Below are 20,384 nucleotides of genomic sequence, written 5' to 3'. Positions count from 1 at the left end.
AAAAAAGCGCTCTACACCAGAGCGCTTTTTTTATTCGTAATTTTGCCGCAAATGCATTCGCAAAATGACGAAATTAGAAAATAAAATATTTGCCATTTCCAACCAGCGTACTTTTGACGAGGTTTGTCTTGAAGTTTTCCAATATCAATACCATAAAGTACCAATTTACAAACAGTTTTGCGATTACCTTAAGGTAGCACCAGAACAGGTAAACCAAAAAGAGGAGATTCCCTTTTTACCCATTCAGTTTTTTAAATCCAATAAAATATATAGTGCAAGCACCCCTGCCGAAGTAGTCTTTAGTAGTAGCGGAACCACAGGTCAGACAACTAGCAAACACTATGTAAATGAGCTTAACCTTTATAAAAAAAGCTTTAGAACTACTTTTAAACAATTTTACGGCAATATTAAAGACTATGCTGTACTAGCTCTGTTACCTGCGTATTTAGAAAGAGAAGGCTCCTCTCTCATTTTTATGGCGCAAGATTTAATCGCAGAAAGCAATCATGCTAAAAGCGGATTTTACCTCAACAATTTAGAAGAATTAGTGCAAACCTTAAAATTGCTAGAGTCACAAAAACAAAAAACTTTATTATTAGGTGTTTCTTTTGCCTTATTGGATCTAGCCGAGCAGTTTCCGATGGAATTAAAGCACACAATAATAATGGAAACGGGAGGCATGAAAGGCAGACGAAAAGAAATGATTCGGAAAGAATTGCATCAAGTAATTGGTAGAGCATTTAATTTATCAAACATTCATAGTGAATACGGAATGACAGAACTGCTCTCACAGGCGTACTCGAAGGGAGAAGGAATATTTAAACCGGCAGCCTGGATGGATATTTTAATACGTGATCCTGAAGAACCCACTAGAATTCTTAAAAACGGAAAAACTGGAGGTATAAACGTCATTGATTTAGCCAATTTGCACTCATGTTCTTTTATTGCAACACAAGACCTCGGAAGTAAGCTCAACGCCAATGAATTCAGGGTTATTGGCCGCTTTGACGCAAGTGATATTCGCGGCTGTAATTTACTTTTATTATAAAATTTTGTTAAAGTTATTTTTAAATGTAAGTTTTTTGCCTTAAATTCGTCTTATATTATGCTAAGATGAAAGTTTTTTCATAATAGATTGGTTAGTTAGTAGGAAACCCCAGCAGTGCTGGGGTTTCTTTTTTTATACCGGTATTTTAAAACTTCGGTTTAATCCGCAATAGCGATAATATAGGTATTCTTCTTTCCTTTATTAAGAATCACATATTGATCATTGATTAGATCTTCTAGTTGAATAACAAAATCCTCCTTTACCTTTTCTTTATTTACCGCAATACTATTGGCTTGAAGAGCTCTTCTCGCTTCACCATTACTAGATAAAAAATTAGTCTTAGCCGAGAGAGCTGCAATCATATCTAAGCCTTGCCTAATATCGGCTCTGCTCACCACTGCCTGTGGCACCCCTTCAAAGACATCTAGAAAAGTAGCTTTATCTAATTGTTTTAAGTCTTCTGACGTACTCTTTCCAAAAAGGACTTGTGAGGCCTGAATAGCTTTTTCATAATCCTCTTCGCCGTGTACCATTTTGGTCACCTCCTCTCCTAATCGTTTTTGAAGTAGACGTAAATGAGGAGCCTCCTGATGTTCTTTCAAAAGGTTCTGGATTTCTTGCTGACTTAAAAAGGTAAATATCTTAATATATTTTTCGGCATCTTTATCGCTAGTATTTAACCAATATTGGTAAAATTTGTAGGGTGAGGTACGCTCTTTATCTAACCAAATATTACCCCCTTCTGTTTTTCCAAATTTTGTACCATCGGCTTTAGTAATCAACGGACAGGTTAAAGCATAGGCTTTACCTTTACCGATTCTTCTAATCATTTCTGTACCGGTAGTAATATTACCCCATTGATCGCTACCTCCCATTTGTAAGGTGCAATCTTTTTGCTGGTAAAGGTGTAAAAAATCATAACCTTGAATCAATTGATAAGTAAATTCAGTAAAACTCATCCCTTCTTTAGATTCAGCACTAAAACGTTTCTTCACAGAATCTTTTGCCATCATATAATTTACCGTGATATGTTTACCTATATCACGTGCAAAGTCTAAAAAAGAAAAATTCTTCATCCAGTCATAGTTATTGACCAAAATTGCGTTGTTTTCTCCTTCAGAAAAATCAAGAAAACGTTCTAATTGCTTTTTAATGCTGTCTTGGTTATGCTTAAGCGTTTCTTCGTCTAATAGATTACGCTCTGCCGATTTTCCAGAAGGGTCTCCAATCATACCCGTGGCACCACCTATTAAAGCCATTGGTTTATGCCCCGCCAGTTGAAAGTGACGCAGCATCATAACACCTACCAAGTGGCCAATATGCAGCGAATCTGCGGTAGGATCTATACCTACATAAGCCGAACGCATTTTTTCAAGTAGATGCTCTTCTGTTCCTGGCATCACATCATTTAACATACCTCTCCACTTGAGTTCTTGTACAAAGTTTTTATTCTCCATTGTTACTGATTTATCTTAGCAAAGATACTGGTTTCTGTATTTATTAAACACAAAAATTCCTATATTTACACTATGATTTTAGTGACGGGAGCAACAGGTTTGGTGGGCACACACCTGCTGGCTGAACTGCTTGAAAAGCAAGAAAGTAACATACGTGCGATTTATAGAGAAGATTATAAAAAAGAGTACAGCTTAAGGCTATTAGCTTCTTATTATCAACTTTCTCATTCGCTTTTAGAACGGATACATTGGGTTAAACTTTCTATTCTAGATATCCCTCAACTAGAAAAGGCTATGCAAAACGTGAAATGGGTATTCCATTGTGCAGGCTTAGTAGCCGACGAACCTTCTAATCGTGGTTTTAAAAAACTGTATAAAGTTAATGTTGAAGGTACGGCTAACGTAGTAAACCTCGCGCTTACAGCTGGAGTACAAAAACTATGTCACGTTAGCTCTATTGCCACTTTAGGGCAAGAGATAAAACCTACAACCCCCATTACCGAAACCTCTATTCGAGAAAACAATCGGGTTTACAGCAATTATAGCATCACAAAGTATGGTGCCGAAATGGAAGTATGGCGCGGTTCTCAAGAAAAGCTACCGGTAATAATTGTTAATCCTGGCGTTATTCTAGGAGCCGGATTCTATGAACAAAGTAGTGGTCGGTTATTTCAAAAAATTGCAAAAGGTCTAAAGTTTTACATTACCAAACAAACGGGTTTTACCGACGTGCAAGACCTTTGCAAAATTATGGTTTTATTAATGCAGGGCCCTATACAAAATGAGTCGTTTATCGTTGTTAACCAATCGCTAGGATTTAAAGATTTTTTTACAAAAGCAGCATTGCAACTAGGAGTGCCGGCTCCAAAATTTGAAGCCAAGAAACCTATACTATATTTGTTGTGGTTCATACAATTTATAGGCAGAAAACTTTTGGGCACACGACAACACATCAGCAAAACCTTTGTACGAAACAGCGATACCATGAGGCTGTATAGCTCAGAAAAATTACTAAAGCATTTAGACTTTCAATTTACCGATTTGAATCTTAGCATCAAACGGGTTTGCCAGCACTATCTTCGCCAAAAATAAAAGTGAATATCTAGGGTAAGGCATTTGCTTTCTCAACCTCTTTTTCTTTTTTCATTAAACTATCATTAAACGCCTTTTTAGCCTCTAAACGCTCTAAAACTTCTCGATAGATTTTTTCGTTTCTTTCGGCATCTTCAAAATAGTAATTTGCATTTTCTACAAAGGTTAGACTGTCTATATTGTATTTTTTCAAAATTAACTTGTTCACTTTTACATCTCTTTGCATGAACTTAGTGCCGCTATACCCTTGAATTGCATCGGTATAATGCAAATCAAATAACAAATTTACCATGGTTTTTTCATCTATAAGCGAATCTGGTTTAGAAACCTTTTCGATATTCTGGCAACCGGTTATTACAAAAAAAAGCATTAGAATAAGTACTACTAGATGTTTCATGATCTTTGAAAACTTAAAGCTTGTGCATTTTTGACACCCAATACTTTAAAATTATGGTAAACCAATGCACCATTTACAAAAGTATGCGTGATTCGTGACTTGAAAGTTGTTTTTTCAAATGGCGACCACCCGCATTTGTATAGTATATTTTCTTTTTGCACTGTCCAAGGCGCATTTAAATCAACTAAAACCAAATCGGCTTTATAGCCTTCACGGATAAAACCTCTCTTTTCAATTTGAAAAAGAATGGCCGGATTATGACACATTTTTTCGACAATCTTAGGTAAAGTAATCTTTCCTTGATGATAAAATTGTAGCATGGCCGGTAAAGCATGCTGCACCAATGGTCCGCCACTTGGTGCTTTGGTGTAAACGTTATTTTTCTCTTCTAAAGTATGTGGCGCATGGTCTGTAGCGATTACATCTATTTTGTCTTGCAATAAGGCCTTTAACAAGGCTTCTTGATCTTGTTGTGTTTTAACAGCAGGGTTCCACTTAATTAAGGTCTTTTTATCGGCATAATGGGTGTCATTAAACCAAAGGTGATGTATGCAAACCTCGGCGGTTATCTTTTTATCTTTTAAGGCTTTTTTCCCATCAAAAAGTTCCATTTCTTTAGCAGTGCTTAAATGAAACACGTGAAGTCTTGCCCCGGTTTCTTTAGCTAGCGCAATAGCGCGTGATGAAGATAAATAGCAGGCCTTTTCACTTCTAATCTTGGGATGATTCTCTATGGGGATGTCCTCTCCATATTTGCTTATATACTCTTCTAAATTATCTTTTATGGTAGTTTCATCTTCACAATGAACGCAAATCAAAACAGGAGAATGCGTAAAAATTTCTTTTAAAACTTCCTCATTATCAACCAACATATTTCCAGTAGAAGAACCCAAAAATAACTTTAGTGCTGGGGTTGTTTTTGGATCAATTTTTTTGATTTCCTCTAAGTTATCGTTCGTACCGCCAAACATAAAAGAGTAATTAGCATAAGCAGATTTAGCTGCTATAGCAAACTTTTCTGCAAACCTCTCGTGTGTAGTAGTTTGTGGTTGAGTATTGGGCATCTCTATGAACGAAGTTATTCCTCCTGCCACAGCTGCCCTACTTCCGTGCTCTATATCTTCTTTATGCGTTAAGCCTGGCTCTCTAAAATGCACCTGATCATCAATAGCACCAGGTAGTAAATATTTACCCTCGGCATCTACTACTTGAATATCATGCGATTTAACACTAATGATTGGCGCCACCTCAACAATAGTATCATTTTCAATGTAAACCTCACCTTCTTCAACCTTGCCTTCATTTACAATTTTAGCATTTTTAATCAATATCTTTTTCATAATTCTTTACCGAATAAACTCTTAAATTTCATTTTTAAAACGCCAAAAATTGCCTCCGAAATTATTCGTCCGTTCATCTTTGACTTACCTCTTTCTCTATCCGTAAAAATTACTGGAACTTCTACGATTTTAAATTTTTTAATATAAGCTTTAAACTTCATTTCAATTTGAAAAGCATAGCCTATAAATTGTATTTTATCTAAATTAATACTTGTTAATACTTCTCGCTTATAGCAGACAAAACCAGCCGTTGTATCGTGAATGGGCATACCGGTAATAAACTTAACGTATTTAGAGGCTGTATACGACAATAAAATACGCTTCATAGGCCAATTTACTACATTAACACCAGTGACATAACGAGAACCGATGCTTACTTGAGCGTTGTTTTCTTCGCATGCATTAAACAAACGTACCAAATCTTTTGGGTTGTGAGAAAAATCGGCATCCATTTCGAAAATATGGGTATAGCTACGCGCAAGAGCCCATTTAAATCCGGCAATATAGGCAGTACCCAATCCCGATTTGCCAGATCTAGAAAGCAAGTGAATGCAATCGCTATACAATTTCTTTTTCTCTTCTACCAAGGCTGCGGTGCCGTCTGGGGAGTTATCATCTACCACTAGCACATCAAAGCTGAGCGGAAGCCTCAAAATCGCTTCCAGAATATGCCCAATATTCTCGGCCTCGATATAAGTAGGAATGATGACTAAGCGATTGGACATATTTTTTGGTCACAAATGTACTTATTTTTAGAATGAAATATTAGCACCTATCCGTCAATTTAGTCTTAAATTTGCAAATAAACAGTGTAGCTTGGATATCGGCCTTAGAAATTTAATACAACAAGATTGGATTATTTTTGTTCTTCTCATCGCTATGACCCTTATAGCTGGTACGGCTCTTGCCTTTGGCAATCGCTTTATTCAGTTTAAAGAATTGTACCGCTCAAATGTTTATTTCACACAATACAAAAAGAGTCCTAATGTTGTAAGCCTTTTCAGTTTACTTTTGTTTTTGGCTCATCAGTTAATTGCTAGTTTAGGTCTATTTGTCCTTTTCAAAGCTACCGATTTACTGTCTTCAACTTATAATTTTAATTTATACCTTCAAATTCTTGTAATTTTTGCTGCGCTGAGTATTTTAAAATATTTGGTCGAGAAAATAACTGCAGTAGTATTTAAAATCGAACCCTTAATCGACAATTATATTTTTTATAAAATCACTTATCGCAACCTTTTTAGCTTATACTTTATACCCATATTATTTTTATTGGTTTACACCTTAAACTACCCTAGATTAATCAGTATAATTTGCATTGGATTGATGGTTCTTCTACAAATAGGTGGCTTAATTGTTTATTACAGAAAAAAGCAAAAGTCTCTTATGTTGTACTGGTATTATTTTATTTTGTACCTTTGCAGCCTTGAAATCGCTCCCTATATTATTTTGTATAAAGTGATTACATAAAAAAATAGCATTTAACAAATAGCTTATCGATGAAAGTAAAAACAATTTTAATTTCTCAGCCAGAACCAAAAATGGAGAATTCTCCCTATACTGAGTTGGAGGAGAGACAAAAAGTAAAAATTGATTTTATTCCTTTTATTCACGTAGAAGGGGTAACCTCAAAAGATGTTAGGCAGCAAAAAATAGATCTGAGTCAATTCACGGCTATAATTCTTACGAGCCGGAACGCTGTAGATCATTTTTTTAGAATTGCCAAAGAGATGCGCTATGAGGTACCCGACACTATGAAATATTTTTGCCAGAGCGAAGCTGTTGCCTATTATTTGCAAAAATATGTAGTATACCGCAAAAGAAAGATTTATGTAGGTAAGCGCACCTTTCCTGAGCTAATCCCATTAATTAAAAAGTATAAGACTGAGAAGTTTTTGCTCCCTTCTTCTGATATGCTCAAACCACTTATTCCAAAAGAATTAGACAAGATAAAAGTAAATTGGAAACGTGGTATTTTTTATAAAACCGTGGTAAGCGATCTTTCTCATTTAGAAAAAGTTTTTTATGATGTGTTAGTCTTTTTTAGCCCGAGTGGTATTAAATCTCTTTTTGAAAATTTCCCAGACTTCAAACAAAATAATACGCGTGTAGCTGTTTTTGGAAATTCTACAATTAGAGCGGCCAAAGAGCATGGCTTGGAGGTAAATATCAAAGCACCAACTCCAGAGACTCCATCCATGACAATGGCTTTAGAAAAATACATAAAAGAGCATAACAAAAAATAGTTTCAAGTTTTTTTATCGTTATAAAAAAGAGGCGGTTTTACAACCGCCTCTTTTTACATTATAGTGTAGATTTAAGATTTATGCCTTGGGTCCGCCATTCATAATTTCCTCATTGGCATATTCTTCAAACTTCTTAAAGTTATTTTTAAAGAATAAGGCTAGCTCTTTAGCTTTAACATCATAAGCTTCTTTATCTTTCCAAGTATCTCTCGGATTAAGCACCTCATCGGGTACATTTGGGCAAGTTTTTGGCATTTGTAGACCAAATATAGGATGCTCTTGAAACTCAACATCGGATAGTAATCCTTCTAAAGCTGAAGAGATCATTTCGCGCGTGTATTTCAATTTCATTCTCGAACCGATTCCGTAAGGGCCACCTGTCCAACCCGTATTAATCAACCAAACATTTACATTTGCCTCTTGCATTTTATGGCTTAGCATTTCTGCATAACGCGTAGGATGTAGCGGCATAAATGGCGCTCCAAAACAAGCAGAGAAACTAGGTACAGGCTCTGTAATACCTGCTTCTGTTCCTGCTACTTTTGCAGTGTACCCACTAATAAAATGGTAAGCTGCTTGTCCTGGCGTAAGTTTACTTATAGGAGGCAACACCCCAAAGGCATCTGCGGTTAAAAAGAAAATATTCTTTGGGTTTTCGCCTACAGAAGGCTCTTTAATGTTATTAATATGATAAATAGGGTAGCTCACTCTTGTATTTTGAGTAATACTAGTATCATCAAAATCTACCTCTCCATCTTTAATAATTACGTTCTCAAGAATAGCTCCCGGCTTAATAGCTCCATAAATATCTGGTTCTTTTTCGGCAGAAAGGTTTATTACTTTGGCGTAGCAACCTCCTTCAAAATTAAAGATCTTGTTTTCGGCTGTCCATCCGTGCTCATCATCACCTATAAGTTTACGTTCTGGATCGGCCGACAAGGTAGTTTTACCAGTACCCGACAAGCCGAAAAATATAGCCGTATCACCTGCCTCGCCTACATTAGCAGAACAGTGCATAGGAAGGGTGTTTTTATTTACGGGTAAAATAAAGTTTAAAGCAGAAAAAATACCTTTTTTGATCTCGCCTGTGTAACCTGTACCACCGATAAGCGCAATCTTCTTTTTAAAGTTTAAGATTGCAAAATTATGCTGCCTTGTACCGTCTATTTCTGGATCGGCCATAAAGTTAGGTGCGTTTACCACCGTCCATTCTGGAGAAAAATCTTTCAACTCTTCTTCGGTTGGTCTTAAAAACATATTATGCGCAAACATATTGCTCCAAGGCAACTCATTGATAACGCGAATGTTTAATTGGTATGCTTTATCTGCACAAGCATATGCATCTCTTACAAAAACTTCTTTCCCCGATAGGTAATCTACAACCTTTGCATAAAGGGCATCAAATTTAGCTGGGTCAAAAGGTATATTTACATCTCCCCACCATACCTCATCTTGAGTTACATCATCTTTAACAATAAATCGATCTTTGGGCGATCTTCCCGTAAACTCTCCCGTATTTACAGCCAGAGCACCAGAGTTCACCGTTACACCTTGGCCTTTTTGCACTGTGATAGCGTGAAGTTCTTCAGAAGAAAGTTGATAATTGATTTTTGCGTCTTTTATACCGTAATTTTCTAGCGAAAATTCTTGCGTGGTTTTATTATTGTCCACCATAAAAAATTTTGAGTTGTGTTCTTTGAACAAAAATAACAATATTCACTAACATATAAAGAATTAGCTTTCTTTTATTTAGTTTTCATTTTTAATGCTTGAAATAAAATCAGCACCCAAGCGCTAATCAGAAGTAAGCCTCCTGTTGGCGTTAGTAGCGCAATTTTGGTAAAATCAAAGCCAGTTAAATCGTTGGTTGCCAGCCCATAAATTGACCCTGAAAATAATGTTACCCCAGAGACCAACAGCACAAATAAAATAATTTTTGCTTTATTAGGTATAAATGTGGTGCTCCCCAAAATTAACGCTAAAAAGGCGTGGTAAAACTGGTAACGCACCCCTACTTGAAAGGTTTCAAGCTGTTCATTAGTTAATAATTTTTCTAAACCGTGACTAGCAAAAGCGCCTAAAATTACTCCCAATAGACCTAGTACGGCACCCAAAATCAATAATTTCTTTTTCATATTTTTAAGCCGAATTAAATTTTATTACTTTCGGAAACGAAACACAAATTTAATCAACTTAGTTTAACTTATGAGAAGAATTCTTATTATTGGTGCCGGAAAATCAACCTCGGCTCTCATACAATATTTACAAAACAAATCAGACCAAGAAAATTTAAAATTAATAATCGCCGATTTAAATCTGGCACAGGCTCAACAATTAGCTGGAGAACATCGACATTCTCAAGCCTTAAAATTAGATATTTTTAATGAAGAAGATAGAAAATCCGCTATAAGCGAAGCCGATATTGTTATCTCGATGCTTCCTGCTCGCTTTCATATCGAGGTGGCAAAAGATTGTATTAACTTAGAAAAAAATTTGGTAACTGCCTCTTACGTAAGTAAAGAAATGGAAGCTCTGCAAGAACAAGTAAAAGACAAAGGGCTTATTTTCATGAATGAAATAGGTGTAGATCCCGGTATTGACCATATGAGCGCTATGCAGGTGATTGATCGCATTCGCCACACTGGCGGGAAAATGCTTTTATTTGAATCGTTTACAGGAGGCTTAGTTGCTCCCGAAAGCGATAATAATCTTTGGCATTATAAATTTACTTGGAATCCTAGAAATGTAGTGGTGGCTGGACAAGGTGGCGCAGCCGAATTTATTCAAGAAGGCCAGTACAAATACATTCCGTATCACCGCCTTTTTAGAAGAACTGAATTTCTTGAAGTTGAAGGTTATGGAAAATTTGAAGGTTTAGCCAATCGCAACTCGCTAGCTTACCAAAAGGTGTACGGGCTAGAAGATATTAAAACTCTTTATCGCGGAACTTTACGCCGTGTGGGCTTTAGCAAAGCTTGGAATATGTTTGTTCAACTTGGAATGACCGATGATACCTATACTATGCAAAATTCAGAGCATATGAGCTACCGTGATTTTGTGAATGCTTTCTTACCTTATTCTCCTACAGACTCGGTAGAGTTGAAAATGCGTCATTCTTTAAAAATTGATCAAGATGATTTGATGTGGGAAAAGTTACTTGAACTCGATTTATTTAACAAAACCAAAACCATAGGTATTAAAGATGCAACGCCCGCACAAGCGTTGCAAAAAATATTAGAAGAAAAATGGACTTTAGCTCCTAATGACAAAGATATGATTGTTATGTACCATAAATTTGGATATGAATTGAACGGAGAGAAAAAACAAATTGACTCTACTATGGTGCATATTGGTGAAGATCAGACTTTCACTGCTATGGCTAAAACGGTTGGCTTACCGGTGGGTATTGCCACTTTAAAAATACTTAATAAAGAAATTAAAACCCCAGGTGTTTTACGCCCCATAAGTAAGGAGGTGTATGAACCCATTTTAAAAGAGCTAGAAGACTTTGGGATTGCATTTAAAGAAAAGGAAGTTCCTTACCTAGGCTATAACATTGATAATGTTGTGGGATAAAAAAAAACCGACTTACCAGGTGGTAAGTCGGCTTTTTTTATTAATTATGCTTTTAATCTCTACTCAAATAAACACTTACAAAATACAATAGCGTGGCTAATGAGCCTACAGCTGCTACCACATAAGTTCTGGCGGCCCATTTAAGGGCATCTTTAGAATCATCATATTCTGTAGGGGTAACAATTTGTTTCTCTTCAAGCCAAGCCAAAGCACGGTTACTGGCATCATATTCTACAGGAAGCGTAATAAAACTAAAGAGTGTACCCAAACCAAACATAATAATTCCGGCCAATAATACAGTTTTACCCACACCCAAAGAAACAGCAGACATTAATATAAGACCTCCCATAATCACCCATTGACTATAATTTGCCGCCACACTTACTATAGGAACTAGTTGACTTCTCATTGTTAACCAGTTATAAGCCGTCGCGTGTTGTACTGCATGTCCGCATTCATGGGCCGCCACAGCTGCCGCAGCAGCATTTCGTTGATTATACACCGCCTCACTTAGATTAACAGTTTTGTCTTTAGGATTATAATGATCTGTTAGTTGTCCTGGTGTTGATATTACCTTAACATCATAAATTCCATTATCCTCTAGCATTTTGCGCGCTATTTCTGCTCCGCTCATACCGTTTTGCAAATGCGTTTTGCTGTATTTTTTAAACTTAGTTTTTAACTTATTACTTACATACCAGCTTACAAGCATAATTAAACCAGCAATTATATAATATCCCATCATGGTAGATTCACTTTAATTGTTTAGCATTCAATTAGCAAAAATAGCACCAAATTTGATATTTAAAAGCCACCTGACAGTCAATACCTCTTTTTGTTATTTTTTTTAACAAGTATTTATAAACAAAAATTTCCTTTAGGCTTTTCGCTGCTGTATCTTTAAATAAAAAGTATTCCATGAAATCTTTTTTGTTTAATAAAAACAAAGGAGTTTGCCTTTTTGATTTTGAGCAAACTACCGCCGAGTCCAATGCGCAAGCCATACAAAATATGCGCAATTTATTGAATATCCACAAGATGAGCATTCACGATTTAAATTTAGAGTTAGCAGACGGCATCTTGACGGTTTATGGTGAAGTAAATTGCCAAAAAACCAAAGAAATAGTTATATTGCTTTTAGGAAACGCCAAAGGTATTGCTTGTGTGAATGACAAAATGTCTCTTTACCAAGAATTAACTAACGGCCCAGCTAACGCTAATAAACCTTCGCAGTTTTATGAAATAACTCCTACAGACAATTTAAAAAAAATTGCCAAACGATTTTATGGGGATGAAAGCTATATCGATAAAATAATAAATGCTAATAAGCCACTTCTAACGGGGCCCACTGATGTTTTTAGTGGTTTAGTAATTCGTATACCGAATTAAAAAAACGCGCTACTTTTAAGTAACGCGTTTTGACTTATATGGTTATGTTTTTAACCTACAATATTTACAATTTTACCTGGCACAATAATAACCTTTTTTGGGGTACGCCCTGCTAATTGTTTTTGGGTTCTCTCATCTGCCATAACGATTTGTTCAATTTCATCTTTAGAAAGCTCTAAACTTAACTCTAGGGTAAATCGCATTTTTCCATTAAAAGAAATAGGGTAATTCTTCGAACTCTCCTTCAAAAATTTTTCTTCGAAAATAGGATAATCGGCAAAGCTAATACTTTGTTTATGACCCATTTTTTCCCAAAGCTCTTCGGCAATATGAGGGGCATAAGGAGCGATTAATATAACAAGTGGTTCTAAAACTGCACGAGCATTACATTTCAAGGCTGCCAATTCGTTCACACATATCATAAAAGTAGAAACCGATGTATTAAAACTGAACGCCTCAATATCTTCTCTAACTTTTTTAATAGTTTTATGTAAAATTTTTAAGGCATCATTGCTAGGTTGCTCCTCGCTTATCACAAACTCATCTCCTTTATGGTATAGCTTCCATAATTTCTTTAGGAAATTATGAACTCCAGAAAGACCCGCTGTATTCCAAGGCTTAGATTGCTCTAAAGGTCCTAAAAACATTTCATACATACGCAAAGTGTCCGCACCATATTCCTGGCATATCACATCAGGATTTACCACATTGTATTTAGACTTAGACATTTTTTCGACCTCACGCCCTACTTGATAAGTCGCATCATCTTCAGTAATAAAAGTAGCCTCTTTATATTCCTCACGCCAATTTTTAAAGCCTTCTATATCTAGCTCATTTGAGTTATTCACCAAAGATACATCTACGTGAATAGCTTGTGTGTCGTAATTATCTTTTAATCCGGCACTAACAAATTTGTTTTGATTTGCTATACGGTAAACAAAAGCACTTTCTCCTAAAATCATACCTTGGTTGATCAACTTTTTAAAAGGCTCATTAACGGGTACAAATTGCCGATCATTTAAGAATTTAGTCCAAAACCTAGCATACAATAAATGACCGGTTGCGTGCTCGCTTCCACCAATATATAAATCTACATTTTCCCAGTAATTTAACGCTTCCGCGGAAGCAAAAACACTATCTCGTTTTGAGTTTTCTTCGTGTTTACCAGGCTCCATATACCTAAAGAAGTACCAAGAGCTACCTGCCCATCCAGGCATGGTGTTTAACTCTAAAGGGAAAATATTTTTATGATCTATTTCTTGATTACTCACCACTTGGTTTTTAACGGTATCCCAGGCCCAAATATCTGCACGACCTAGCGGCGGCTCTCCACTTTCTGTTGGTAAATACTTTTCTATCTCAGGTAATACTATAGGAAGATGCTTAGGTGCAATTGTTTGAGGCAACCCGTTTTTGTAATATACAGGAAAAGGCTCGCCCCAATAACGTTGTCTACTAAAGACAGCATCACGTAAGCGATAATTTGTTTTTTCTACTCCTTGTTTTTCTTGCTCTAACTTTTCTATCGCTTTTTGCATACCCGATTCATAGGTCAAGCCATTTAGAAAATCAGAGTTGGTAAGTTTAACCTGATTATCTTTTTCTGTAAAAGCCTCTTGGCTAATGTCTACACCTTCAAAAATGTTTATTATAGGTATATCAAAATGTTTAGCAAAATCATAATCGCGCTGATCGCCACAAGGAACTGCCATAACTGCCCCTGTACCATAACTAGCCAACACATAATCACCTACCCAGATAGGGATAGGTTCTTGAGTAAAAGGGTGCAAGGCATATGCGCCAGTAAATACACCAGAAATATGCTTTACATCGGACATTCTTTCTCGCTCACTTCTCTTGGCTGCAGCTTCTACATACTGCTTCACAGCCTCTTTTTGCTTTTCTGTAGTTATTTTTTGAACCAATGAATGCTCTGGAGCTAGCGTCATAAAGCTAACACCAAAAATAGTATCTGGTCGGGTAGTAAATACTTCGATAAAAGCTTCATCATTTTGCACTTTAAATTTTACCTGAGCCCCAGTTGACCTTCCTATCCAATTGCGTTGAGTTTCTTTTAAGCTCTCTGTCCAGTCTAAGCTTTCTAAATCCTGTAAAAGTCTTTCGGCGTAAGCAGAAATGCGCATACTCCACTGCTTCATTTTTTTTCTAACTACGGGGTGTCCACCGCGTTCAGAAACACCATTCACAATTTCATCGTTAGCTAAAACCGTACCCAATTCAGGGCACCAATTAACTTCTGTTTCTGCCAAGAAAGCTAAGCGGTATTGCAATAAGATTGCCTCCTGCTCTTTCCTATCCCATTCTCTCCATTGTGCTGCAGTAAAACTAAGAACTTCTTCATCGCAAGCCACATTGACTTCTTGGTTACCACTTGCCTCAAACACTTGTACTAACTCAGTTATCGGTCTGGCTTTGTTTTCATCAAAACAGTAATAAGACTCAAAAAGCTGTATAAAAATCCATTGGGTCCACTTATAATACTCGGGATCACTGGTACGCACCTCTCTACTCCAATCAAAAGAAAAACCAATTTTATCTAATTGATTTCTATAACCAGCAATTTGGTTTCCAGCTTTATCTGTTCCTCCTTCAATATTAACTTTGGTAGTATCGGCGGGGTGTTGTCCTGTTAAAATAGCATATTGTTCGGCGGGTAGACCAAATGAATCATAACCCTGAGGATGCAATACATTAAAGCCGGTATGTCTTTTATAACGTGCAAAAATATCGCTGGCAATATACCCCAAGGGGTGCCCCACGTGCAAACCAGCCCCAGAAGGATAAGGAAACATGTCTAACACATAATATTTTGGTTTATCGCTTTTATTACTGGATTTAAAAGTATGGTTCTGTTCCCAGTATTTTTGCCATTTGGCTTCTATAGTATTAAAATTATAACTCATGGTTAACGCGTTCGAAAAATGCCATTAATAATTATTTTGATTGGCAAAAGTACTATTAATGTACGAAAGTGAAAAGTTTGATCGTTTTAAAGAAACTAGTTTCAATTACTTTATTATTTTTACAAAAATTACAAGCCTATTCTTTATGAGTTCTTCTTTTGAAAAATACCAAAAAAGGCGTTTAATCTCTTCTTACTTTTCTGTGGTAATAAGTATCGCATTGGTATTATTTTTATTAGGTTTATTAGGATTGCTGGTTTTAAACACCAAAAAAGTAGCCGACCACTTTAAAGAGCAAATCGCCTTGAGTATATTTTTAAAAGATAGCGCCAAAGAAGTAGAAATTAATCAATTAGAGAAAAGCTTAGCTTTAGCCGATTACACCAAATCTACTCAATTTGTTAGCAAGGAAGATGCCGCTAAAGCGCATAGTCAAGAGATTGGTGAAGACTTTATGGATTTTTTAGGATATAACCCCCTAAAAAACTCTATAGACGTTTATTTTAAAGCCGATTATGTTTCTGAAGCTAAGATTGCAGAAATATCGAAAGATCTTAGCAATAAAAATTTTATTGAAGAAGTGGTGTATGACAAGCCTTTGATCGCCCTGCTCAATGACAATATTAAACGCATAAGCTTTTGGATTTTAATCATTAGTGGTATTTTCACCTTTATAGCCGTATTGTTGATCAACAGCAGTATAAGACTCTCGGTGTACTCCAAGCGATTTACCATTAAAACTATGCAAATGGTTGGTGCTACCAAAGGTTTTATACGCAGACCGTTTATTTGGAAAAGTATAAAGCTAGGAATTATTGGTTCTATTCTAGCGCTCTCGGGGATGGCTGCCGTTCTTTATTATTTAGACAAAGCTTTTCCTGAATTGCAATTACTAACCGATCATCGACTACTTATTGCTATATTTGCCGGTGTATTCATTTTAGGTTTGGTTATATCTTGGATTAGCACCTTCTTTGCTACCTCAAGATTTTTAAACTTAAAAACAGACGAATTATATTATTAAGCGCTATCTATAGCTTTAAAAAAAATTATGGGAGAGCAAAAGAGACGAGAAAGAGAACAGGAAAAGCCAGAGGCCTATTTCATTTTTGAGAAGAAGAACTACATTTTTATGGCTGTTGGTTTAGCCGTTATTGCCTTGGGTTATTTATTGATGGCCGGAGGCGGAAGCGATAATCCAGAAGTATTTAATCCCGATATTTACAGTTGGAGACGTATTCATCTCGCACCTAGTCTTGTGCTACTAGGTTTTGGTATTGAGGTTTACGCCATTCTTTTAAATCCAAGTAAAAAGAAATAATGGATGTTTTAGATGCGCTTGTTCTTGGCATTATTCAAGGATTAACCGAGTTCTTACCGGTATCTTCAAGTGGTCATTTAGAGCTAGGCAAAGCGATTTTGGGTGATGATAGTATACCTCAAGAGAGTATGCTATTCACCGTTGTGATGCATTTTGCTACTGCGCTGAGCACCTTGGTAATATTCCGTAAAGATATTTACACTATAGTTAAAGGGGTGGTAGCATTCAAATGGAACGAGGAAACTCAATTTACCTTAAAGATTATATTATCGATGATTCCAGCAGCCATAATTGGGGTGCTATTTGAAGAACAGTTAGAACAATTATTTGGAGGAAGCGTGTTTCTAGTAGGAGCTATGCTGATTGTAACTGCTTTGCTTCTATGGTTGGCCGATAAAGCAAAAAGTACTTTAAAGCCGGTTAGCTACTCCAATGCATTTGTTATTGGGTTAGCTCAAGCTATTGCCATGCTTCCTGGTATTTCCCGAAGTGGTGCCACTATATCTACTTCTGTTTTATTGGGAAATGACAAAACCAAGGCAGCACGATTTTCTTTTTTAATGGTGGTCCCATTAATATTGGGGAAAATTGCTAAAGATATACTTAGCGGCGATTTAAGCCATACTGGCAACAGTACGGCATTATTTGTTGGTTTTATAAGTGCCTTTGTTGCTGGCCTCTTCGCTTGTACTTGGATGATTGCACTGGTACGTAAAAGCAAACTTTCTTATTTTGCTATATATTGCTTAGTGGTGGGAATCATAGCCTTAGCGGTAAGTTATTAATTAAAATATTATTTTTTTGAGTTTTTTTAGTCTAGAAGATTTTAAAGAAGGCCAAGTTTTATTATTTGATAAACCCTTGGAGTGGACCTCTTTCCAATTAGTTAATAAGGTACGCTGGTTAATCAAAAAAAATTATGGCATAAAAAAAATTAAAGTAGGTCACGCAGGGACTCTAGATCCCTTAGCCACTGGATTATTGATTATTTGTACGGGAAAATTTACCAAAACCATTCATGAAATTCAAGGCTTACCCAAGGAATATACAGGGACTATTCGTTTTGGGGCAACTACTCCTTCTTACGATTTAGAAACGGATATCGACAAAACTTATCCGATTAATGATTTGCAACCGGCAATTATAAAAACAAAAGCGGCCAGCTTTGAAGGAGACATCATTCAAAAACCCCCTGTTTTCTCGGCCTTAAAGAAGGATGGCAAAAGACTGTATGAATATGCACGCAAAGGCCAAGAAATAAAAATAGAAGGTCGCCCTGTTCGCATAGACGAATTTTCTATTGGGAAAATAAATTTACCCGATGTAGAGTTTAAGGTAAAATGCAGCAAAGGAACTTATATTAGAAGCTTGGCTCACGATTTAGGTCAAGTTGTAAACAATGGTGCTCACCTTACCGAGTTAAGACGCACAAAAATAGGCGATTTCAACGTTGAAAACGCCTATACTTTAGATACTTTTATTGCCAAATTGCCAAAAGATTTAAGCTAGAAGCAAACTTAATTCTTTCATAACGGTTTTACCTTTGTCTTTGTTGTACCAACGTTGAAGTTCCTCTTTTACGGTGGCATCTACTTGCCCATGCGCAGCTTTATAGTCGGTTATTAATTTTTTAGCTGGCGCCGGACGCTCTCCCCAAACGCCTAAAACCTCGAGCGATTTTTGATCGACCATTACTAATTTAGGAATAGACCTCGCGCCATTTGTCAAGAATTGATCTATAAAAAAACTATTGTCATCGCGAAGAACAATTTTTAGTTCAATGTTCTCATTTAACTCAGCCAACTTATTTATAACTGGCAAAATATGGGCTACATCACCGCACCAACCTTCGGCAACAACTATCCAAAACACTTTTTTTTGAAAGGCTACAACTTTATCGGCTAACGCCTCATCAACCTTTAGGGTTTTATCCCATCGCTTAATCCTTTTTAAATTGAGTTGGGTATAGTTTAATAAATCTTCAGATTGTGTATGCCCCGTTACGCGGCCTTCTTCAAAACTTTTAATCACCAATTCTTTAAAATCAGGATAAGTCATTGCGTTTTCTAATGCTTTCGCCACTTCGGATTGTAATTCTTTTACCTTCATTTTTTCTTATATTTTTTGCACCTTTAAGGTTGATTCAAAATTACACAATTATGAGCAAGCAGCGTTGTCTTTGGTGTCAAGGAAATGATTTATATGAGAAATATCACGATTTAGAATGGGGTGAACCCGAATATAACGACCAAAAGTTATTTGAAATCCTTTCTTTAGAGGTCTTTCAAGCTGGTTTGAGCTGGATTACGGTATTAAAAAAACGAGATAATTTCCGTAAAGCCTTTGATGAATTTAATCCGGTTATGGTTGCCCAATATGATTCTAAACGGGTTCTAGCACTACTAAACGATAGCGGAATCATTAGGCATAGAGCTAAAATTGAAGCTACGATTCATAATGCCCAAGTTTTTATACGGCTGCAACAAGAATTTGGTAGTTTTAGCAAATACATTTGGTCATTTGTTAATCACATACCAAAAAATAACAACCCCCGAACCGCAAAAGAGGTTCCCTCTAGTACAAAGCTAAGTGCTGATATTTGTAAAAATCTAAAAGCGAAAGGATTTAAATTTTTAGGAGCTACAACCGTTTATAGCTTTATGCAGGCTGCTGGATTGGTGAATGATCATCTGGAATATTGTTTTAAACAACAGCAAACTTAACAAGGCAATTACTGGTGTATAATTTAATAAAACGGCAACTTGATATTTAATTTTCAATAAAAATAGAATAAAGTTAAAAAAAGCAGCTAAGAATAATTATTTTCGCCACTTTAAAAAATTGTCAACTTTAGATTAAAAAAATCTTTGCATTTATGGAGTGTCTTTATAAATACAGAAAAAGTAGTTTCGCTCTTTTAACCTTGATTTTAATTAGCCTTTCAGCCAATTCGCAGACACATTTTGATGGTTTCATTAATCCAGAAATTAATTTAAATCTCAAGACCGAAACGCCTTGGAGTTATACTTTTGGCATCGCACACCGATCGATTGTATTCACCGATATTGAAGATAACAGCCAATTTGATGAACAAGTAAAATACGAAGCTGAGTTTATAGAGTTAAATCAATATACTCATTATAAACTAGGCGAAAAGGGTAAAGCAACAGTGGCAGCTCGCTATCGCTTTAAAGATATTTTTATTGACAAGCATAACGAGTTAAGACTTCTGCAACAATACAGCCACAAAATAAAATTGAACAGTTTCTCATTAGAACAACGGCTGCGCTTTGCACAACGATTTAGAGAAGAACTGGTATTAAGATGGCGCTACCGCATAGGAGCTAGTTTTAATTTAAGCCCGGCCTTAGCCGATAAACAACCTGTAGTCTTTAATGCCTCAACAGAAAGCGTTTGGGAATTCGGTAAATACAACAAGCCCAGTTTGGGTCAGCGTTTTACAGGAAAATTTAGTTTACCAATTGGCGCTAATTCAAAAGTAGATTTAGGTTTAGAATATCGGCACCGAAATTATACCCACCAACCCTTTACAGAATTGTTTTTGATAAGCGGATTAAATATCAATTTGTAAAA

Annotated in this window: 21 protein-coding genes; 12 read left to right on the top strand and 9 right to left on the bottom strand. The window is 36.2% G+C overall.

Annotation, left to right across the window (positions count from 1 at the left end; all coding sequences use genetic code 11):
* Window positions 1-64 precede the first annotated feature (64 nt).
* The gene (locus tag FT993_RS09490) at window positions 65-1,048 is read left to right on the top strand and encodes an acyl transferase (RefSeq protein ID WP_147862307.1); all 984 of its coding nucleotides are present in this window, start codon (window positions 65-67) and stop codon (window positions 1,046-1,048) included.
* A gap of 158 nt (window positions 1,049-1,206) precedes the next feature.
* Here FT993_RS09490 and tyrS read toward each other — a convergent pair whose 3' ends face one another.
* Window positions 1,207-2,505, bottom strand: a complete 1,299-nt coding sequence (gene tyrS, locus FT993_RS09485; protein WP_147862306.1) for a tyrosine--tRNA ligase — start codon at window positions 2,503-2,505, stop codon at window positions 1,207-1,209.
* A 72-nt stretch (window positions 2,506-2,577) separates the two neighbouring features.
* Between tyrS and FT993_RS09480 the strand changes: the two genes are divergently transcribed.
* Entirely contained in the window at window positions 2,578-3,597 is a 1,020-nt protein-coding gene (locus FT993_RS09480) for an NAD-dependent epimerase/dehydratase family protein (protein ID WP_147862305.1), read from the top strand.
* Window positions 3,598-3,607: 10 nt separating this feature from the next.
* Here FT993_RS09480 and FT993_RS09475 read toward each other — a convergent pair whose 3' ends face one another.
* From FT993_RS09475 to FT993_RS09465, 3 genes are read right to left on the bottom strand one after another with little or no spacing between them, the layout of a single operon-like run.
* Window positions 3,608-3,994: a DUF4296 domain-containing protein gene (locus FT993_RS09475; protein WP_147862304.1), complete on the bottom strand. Its 387-nt coding sequence runs from the start codon at window positions 3,992-3,994 to the stop codon at window positions 3,608-3,610.
* On the bottom strand, window positions 3,991-5,334 hold the full coding sequence (locus tag FT993_RS09470; RefSeq protein ID WP_147862303.1) for a dihydroorotase: 1,344 nt from the start codon (window positions 5,332-5,334) through the stop codon (window positions 3,991-3,993). The genes FT993_RS09475 and FT993_RS09470 overlap by 4 nt, the downstream gene beginning before the upstream one ends.
* A complete protein-coding gene (locus FT993_RS09465) occupies window positions 5,331-6,059 on the bottom strand; it encodes a polyprenol monophosphomannose synthase (protein ID WP_147862302.1) in 729 nt (242 codons plus the stop codon). Before FT993_RS09465 ends, FT993_RS09470 begins: the two co-directional genes overlap by 4 nt.
* 91 nt (window positions 6,060-6,150) lie before the next feature.
* On the opposite strand from FT993_RS09465, the gene FT993_RS09460 reads away from it, so the two are divergent.
* Together FT993_RS09460 and FT993_RS09455 are read left to right on the top strand one after the other, a co-directional pair.
* The gene (locus FT993_RS09460) at window positions 6,151-6,804 is read left to right on the top strand and encodes a DUF4271 domain-containing protein (protein WP_147862301.1); all 654 of its coding nucleotides are present in this window, start codon (window positions 6,151-6,153) and stop codon (window positions 6,802-6,804) included.
* A gap of 29 nt (window positions 6,805-6,833) precedes the next feature.
* A complete protein-coding gene (locus tag FT993_RS09455; RefSeq protein WP_147862300.1) occupies window positions 6,834-7,580 on the top strand; it encodes a uroporphyrinogen-III synthase in 747 nt (248 codons plus the stop codon).
* Between the two features lie 78 nt (window positions 7,581-7,658).
* Here FT993_RS09455 and pckA read toward each other — a convergent pair whose 3' ends face one another.
* Together pckA and FT993_RS09445 are read right to left on the bottom strand one after the other, a co-directional pair.
* Window positions 7,659-9,254 (bottom strand): phosphoenolpyruvate carboxykinase (ATP), encoded by a 1,596-nt coding sequence (pckA, locus tag FT993_RS09450; RefSeq protein WP_147862299.1) that lies wholly within the window; start codon window positions 9,252-9,254, stop codon window positions 7,659-7,661.
* Between the two features lie 71 nt (window positions 9,255-9,325).
* Window positions 9,326-9,715, bottom strand: coding sequence for a DUF423 domain-containing protein (locus FT993_RS09445; RefSeq protein ID WP_147862298.1), 390 nt, complete (start codon window positions 9,713-9,715; stop codon window positions 9,326-9,328).
* Window positions 9,716-9,785: 70 nt separating this feature from the next.
* Between FT993_RS09445 and FT993_RS09440 the strand changes: the two genes are divergently transcribed.
* Window positions 9,786-11,156: a saccharopine dehydrogenase family protein gene (locus FT993_RS09440; protein ID WP_147862297.1), complete on the top strand. Its 1,371-nt coding sequence runs from the start codon at window positions 9,786-9,788 to the stop codon at window positions 11,154-11,156.
* A gap of 52 nt (window positions 11,157-11,208) precedes the next feature.
* Here the strand turns inward: FT993_RS09440 and FT993_RS09435 are convergent, their stop codons facing one another.
* Window positions 11,209-11,901 carry a zinc metallopeptidase gene (locus FT993_RS09435; RefSeq protein ID WP_147862296.1) on the bottom strand — a complete coding sequence of 231 codons (693 nt, stop codon included), beginning with the start codon at window positions 11,899-11,901 and terminating at the stop codon, window positions 11,209-11,211.
* 173 nt (window positions 11,902-12,074) lie between these two features.
* Between FT993_RS09435 and FT993_RS09430 the strand changes: the two genes are divergently transcribed.
* Window positions 12,075-12,545, top strand: a complete 471-nt coding sequence (locus FT993_RS09430) for a LysM peptidoglycan-binding domain-containing protein (protein WP_147862295.1) — start codon at window positions 12,075-12,077, stop codon at window positions 12,543-12,545.
* 50 nt (window positions 12,546-12,595) lie between these two features.
* Here the strand turns inward: FT993_RS09430 and leuS are convergent, their stop codons facing one another.
* A complete protein-coding gene (gene leuS / locus FT993_RS09425) occupies window positions 12,596-15,469 on the bottom strand; it encodes a leucine--tRNA ligase (RefSeq protein ID WP_147862294.1) in 2,874 nt (957 codons plus the stop codon).
* A gap of 145 nt (window positions 15,470-15,614) precedes the next feature.
* Here leuS and FT993_RS09420 point away from each other — a divergent pair, with 145 nt between their 5' ends.
* The 4 genes from FT993_RS09420 to truB are packed head-to-tail and all read left to right on the top strand — an operon-like array spanning window position 15,615 to window position 18,299.
* The gene (locus FT993_RS09420) at window positions 15,615-16,493 is read left to right on the top strand and encodes an ABC transporter permease (RefSeq protein WP_147862348.1); all 879 of its coding nucleotides are present in this window, start codon (window positions 15,615-15,617) and stop codon (window positions 16,491-16,493) included.
* 27 nt (window positions 16,494-16,520) lie between these two features.
* Window positions 16,521-16,790 carry a DUF3098 domain-containing protein gene (locus FT993_RS09415; RefSeq protein ID WP_147862293.1) on the top strand — a complete coding sequence of 90 codons (270 nt, stop codon included), beginning with the start codon at window positions 16,521-16,523 and terminating at the stop codon, window positions 16,788-16,790.
* Window positions 16,790-17,575: an undecaprenyl-diphosphate phosphatase gene (locus tag FT993_RS09410; protein ID WP_147862292.1), complete on the top strand. Its 786-nt coding sequence runs from the start codon at window positions 16,790-16,792 to the stop codon at window positions 17,573-17,575. The genes FT993_RS09415 and FT993_RS09410 overlap by 1 nt, the downstream gene beginning before the upstream one ends.
* Window positions 17,576-17,585: 10 nt before the next feature.
* Window positions 17,586-18,299, top strand: a complete 714-nt coding sequence (gene truB / locus FT993_RS09405) for a tRNA pseudouridine(55) synthase TruB (RefSeq protein ID WP_147862291.1) — start codon at window positions 17,586-17,588, stop codon at window positions 18,297-18,299.
* Here truB and FT993_RS09400 read toward each other — a convergent pair.
* Window positions 18,291-18,899, bottom strand: coding sequence for a thioredoxin family protein (locus FT993_RS09400; RefSeq protein ID WP_147862290.1), 609 nt, complete (start codon window positions 18,897-18,899; stop codon window positions 18,291-18,293). The two genes, truB and FT993_RS09400, sit on opposite strands and share 9 nt — an antisense overlap.
* 50 nt (window positions 18,900-18,949) lie before the next feature.
* On the opposite strand from FT993_RS09400, the gene FT993_RS09395 reads away from it, so the two are divergent.
* Together FT993_RS09395 and FT993_RS09390 are read left to right on the top strand one after the other, a co-directional pair.
* Window positions 18,950-19,513: a DNA-3-methyladenine glycosylase I gene (locus FT993_RS09395; protein ID WP_147862289.1), complete on the top strand. Its 564-nt coding sequence runs from the start codon at window positions 18,950-18,952 to the stop codon at window positions 19,511-19,513.
* Between the two features lie 152 nt (window positions 19,514-19,665).
* Window positions 19,666-20,382, top strand: coding sequence for a DUF2490 domain-containing protein (locus tag FT993_RS09390; RefSeq protein WP_147862288.1), 717 nt, complete (start codon window positions 19,666-19,668; stop codon window positions 20,380-20,382).
* Window positions 20,383-20,384: the final 2 nt, after the last annotated feature.

Origin of the sequence: Mesonia sp. HuA40, from assembly GCF_008017835.1 — a bacterium.
Classification (GTDB): Bacteria; Bacteroidota; Bacteroidia; order Flavobacteriales; family Flavobacteriaceae; genus Mesonia.
This window is presented reverse-complemented; position numbering and strand designations above follow the sequence as displayed.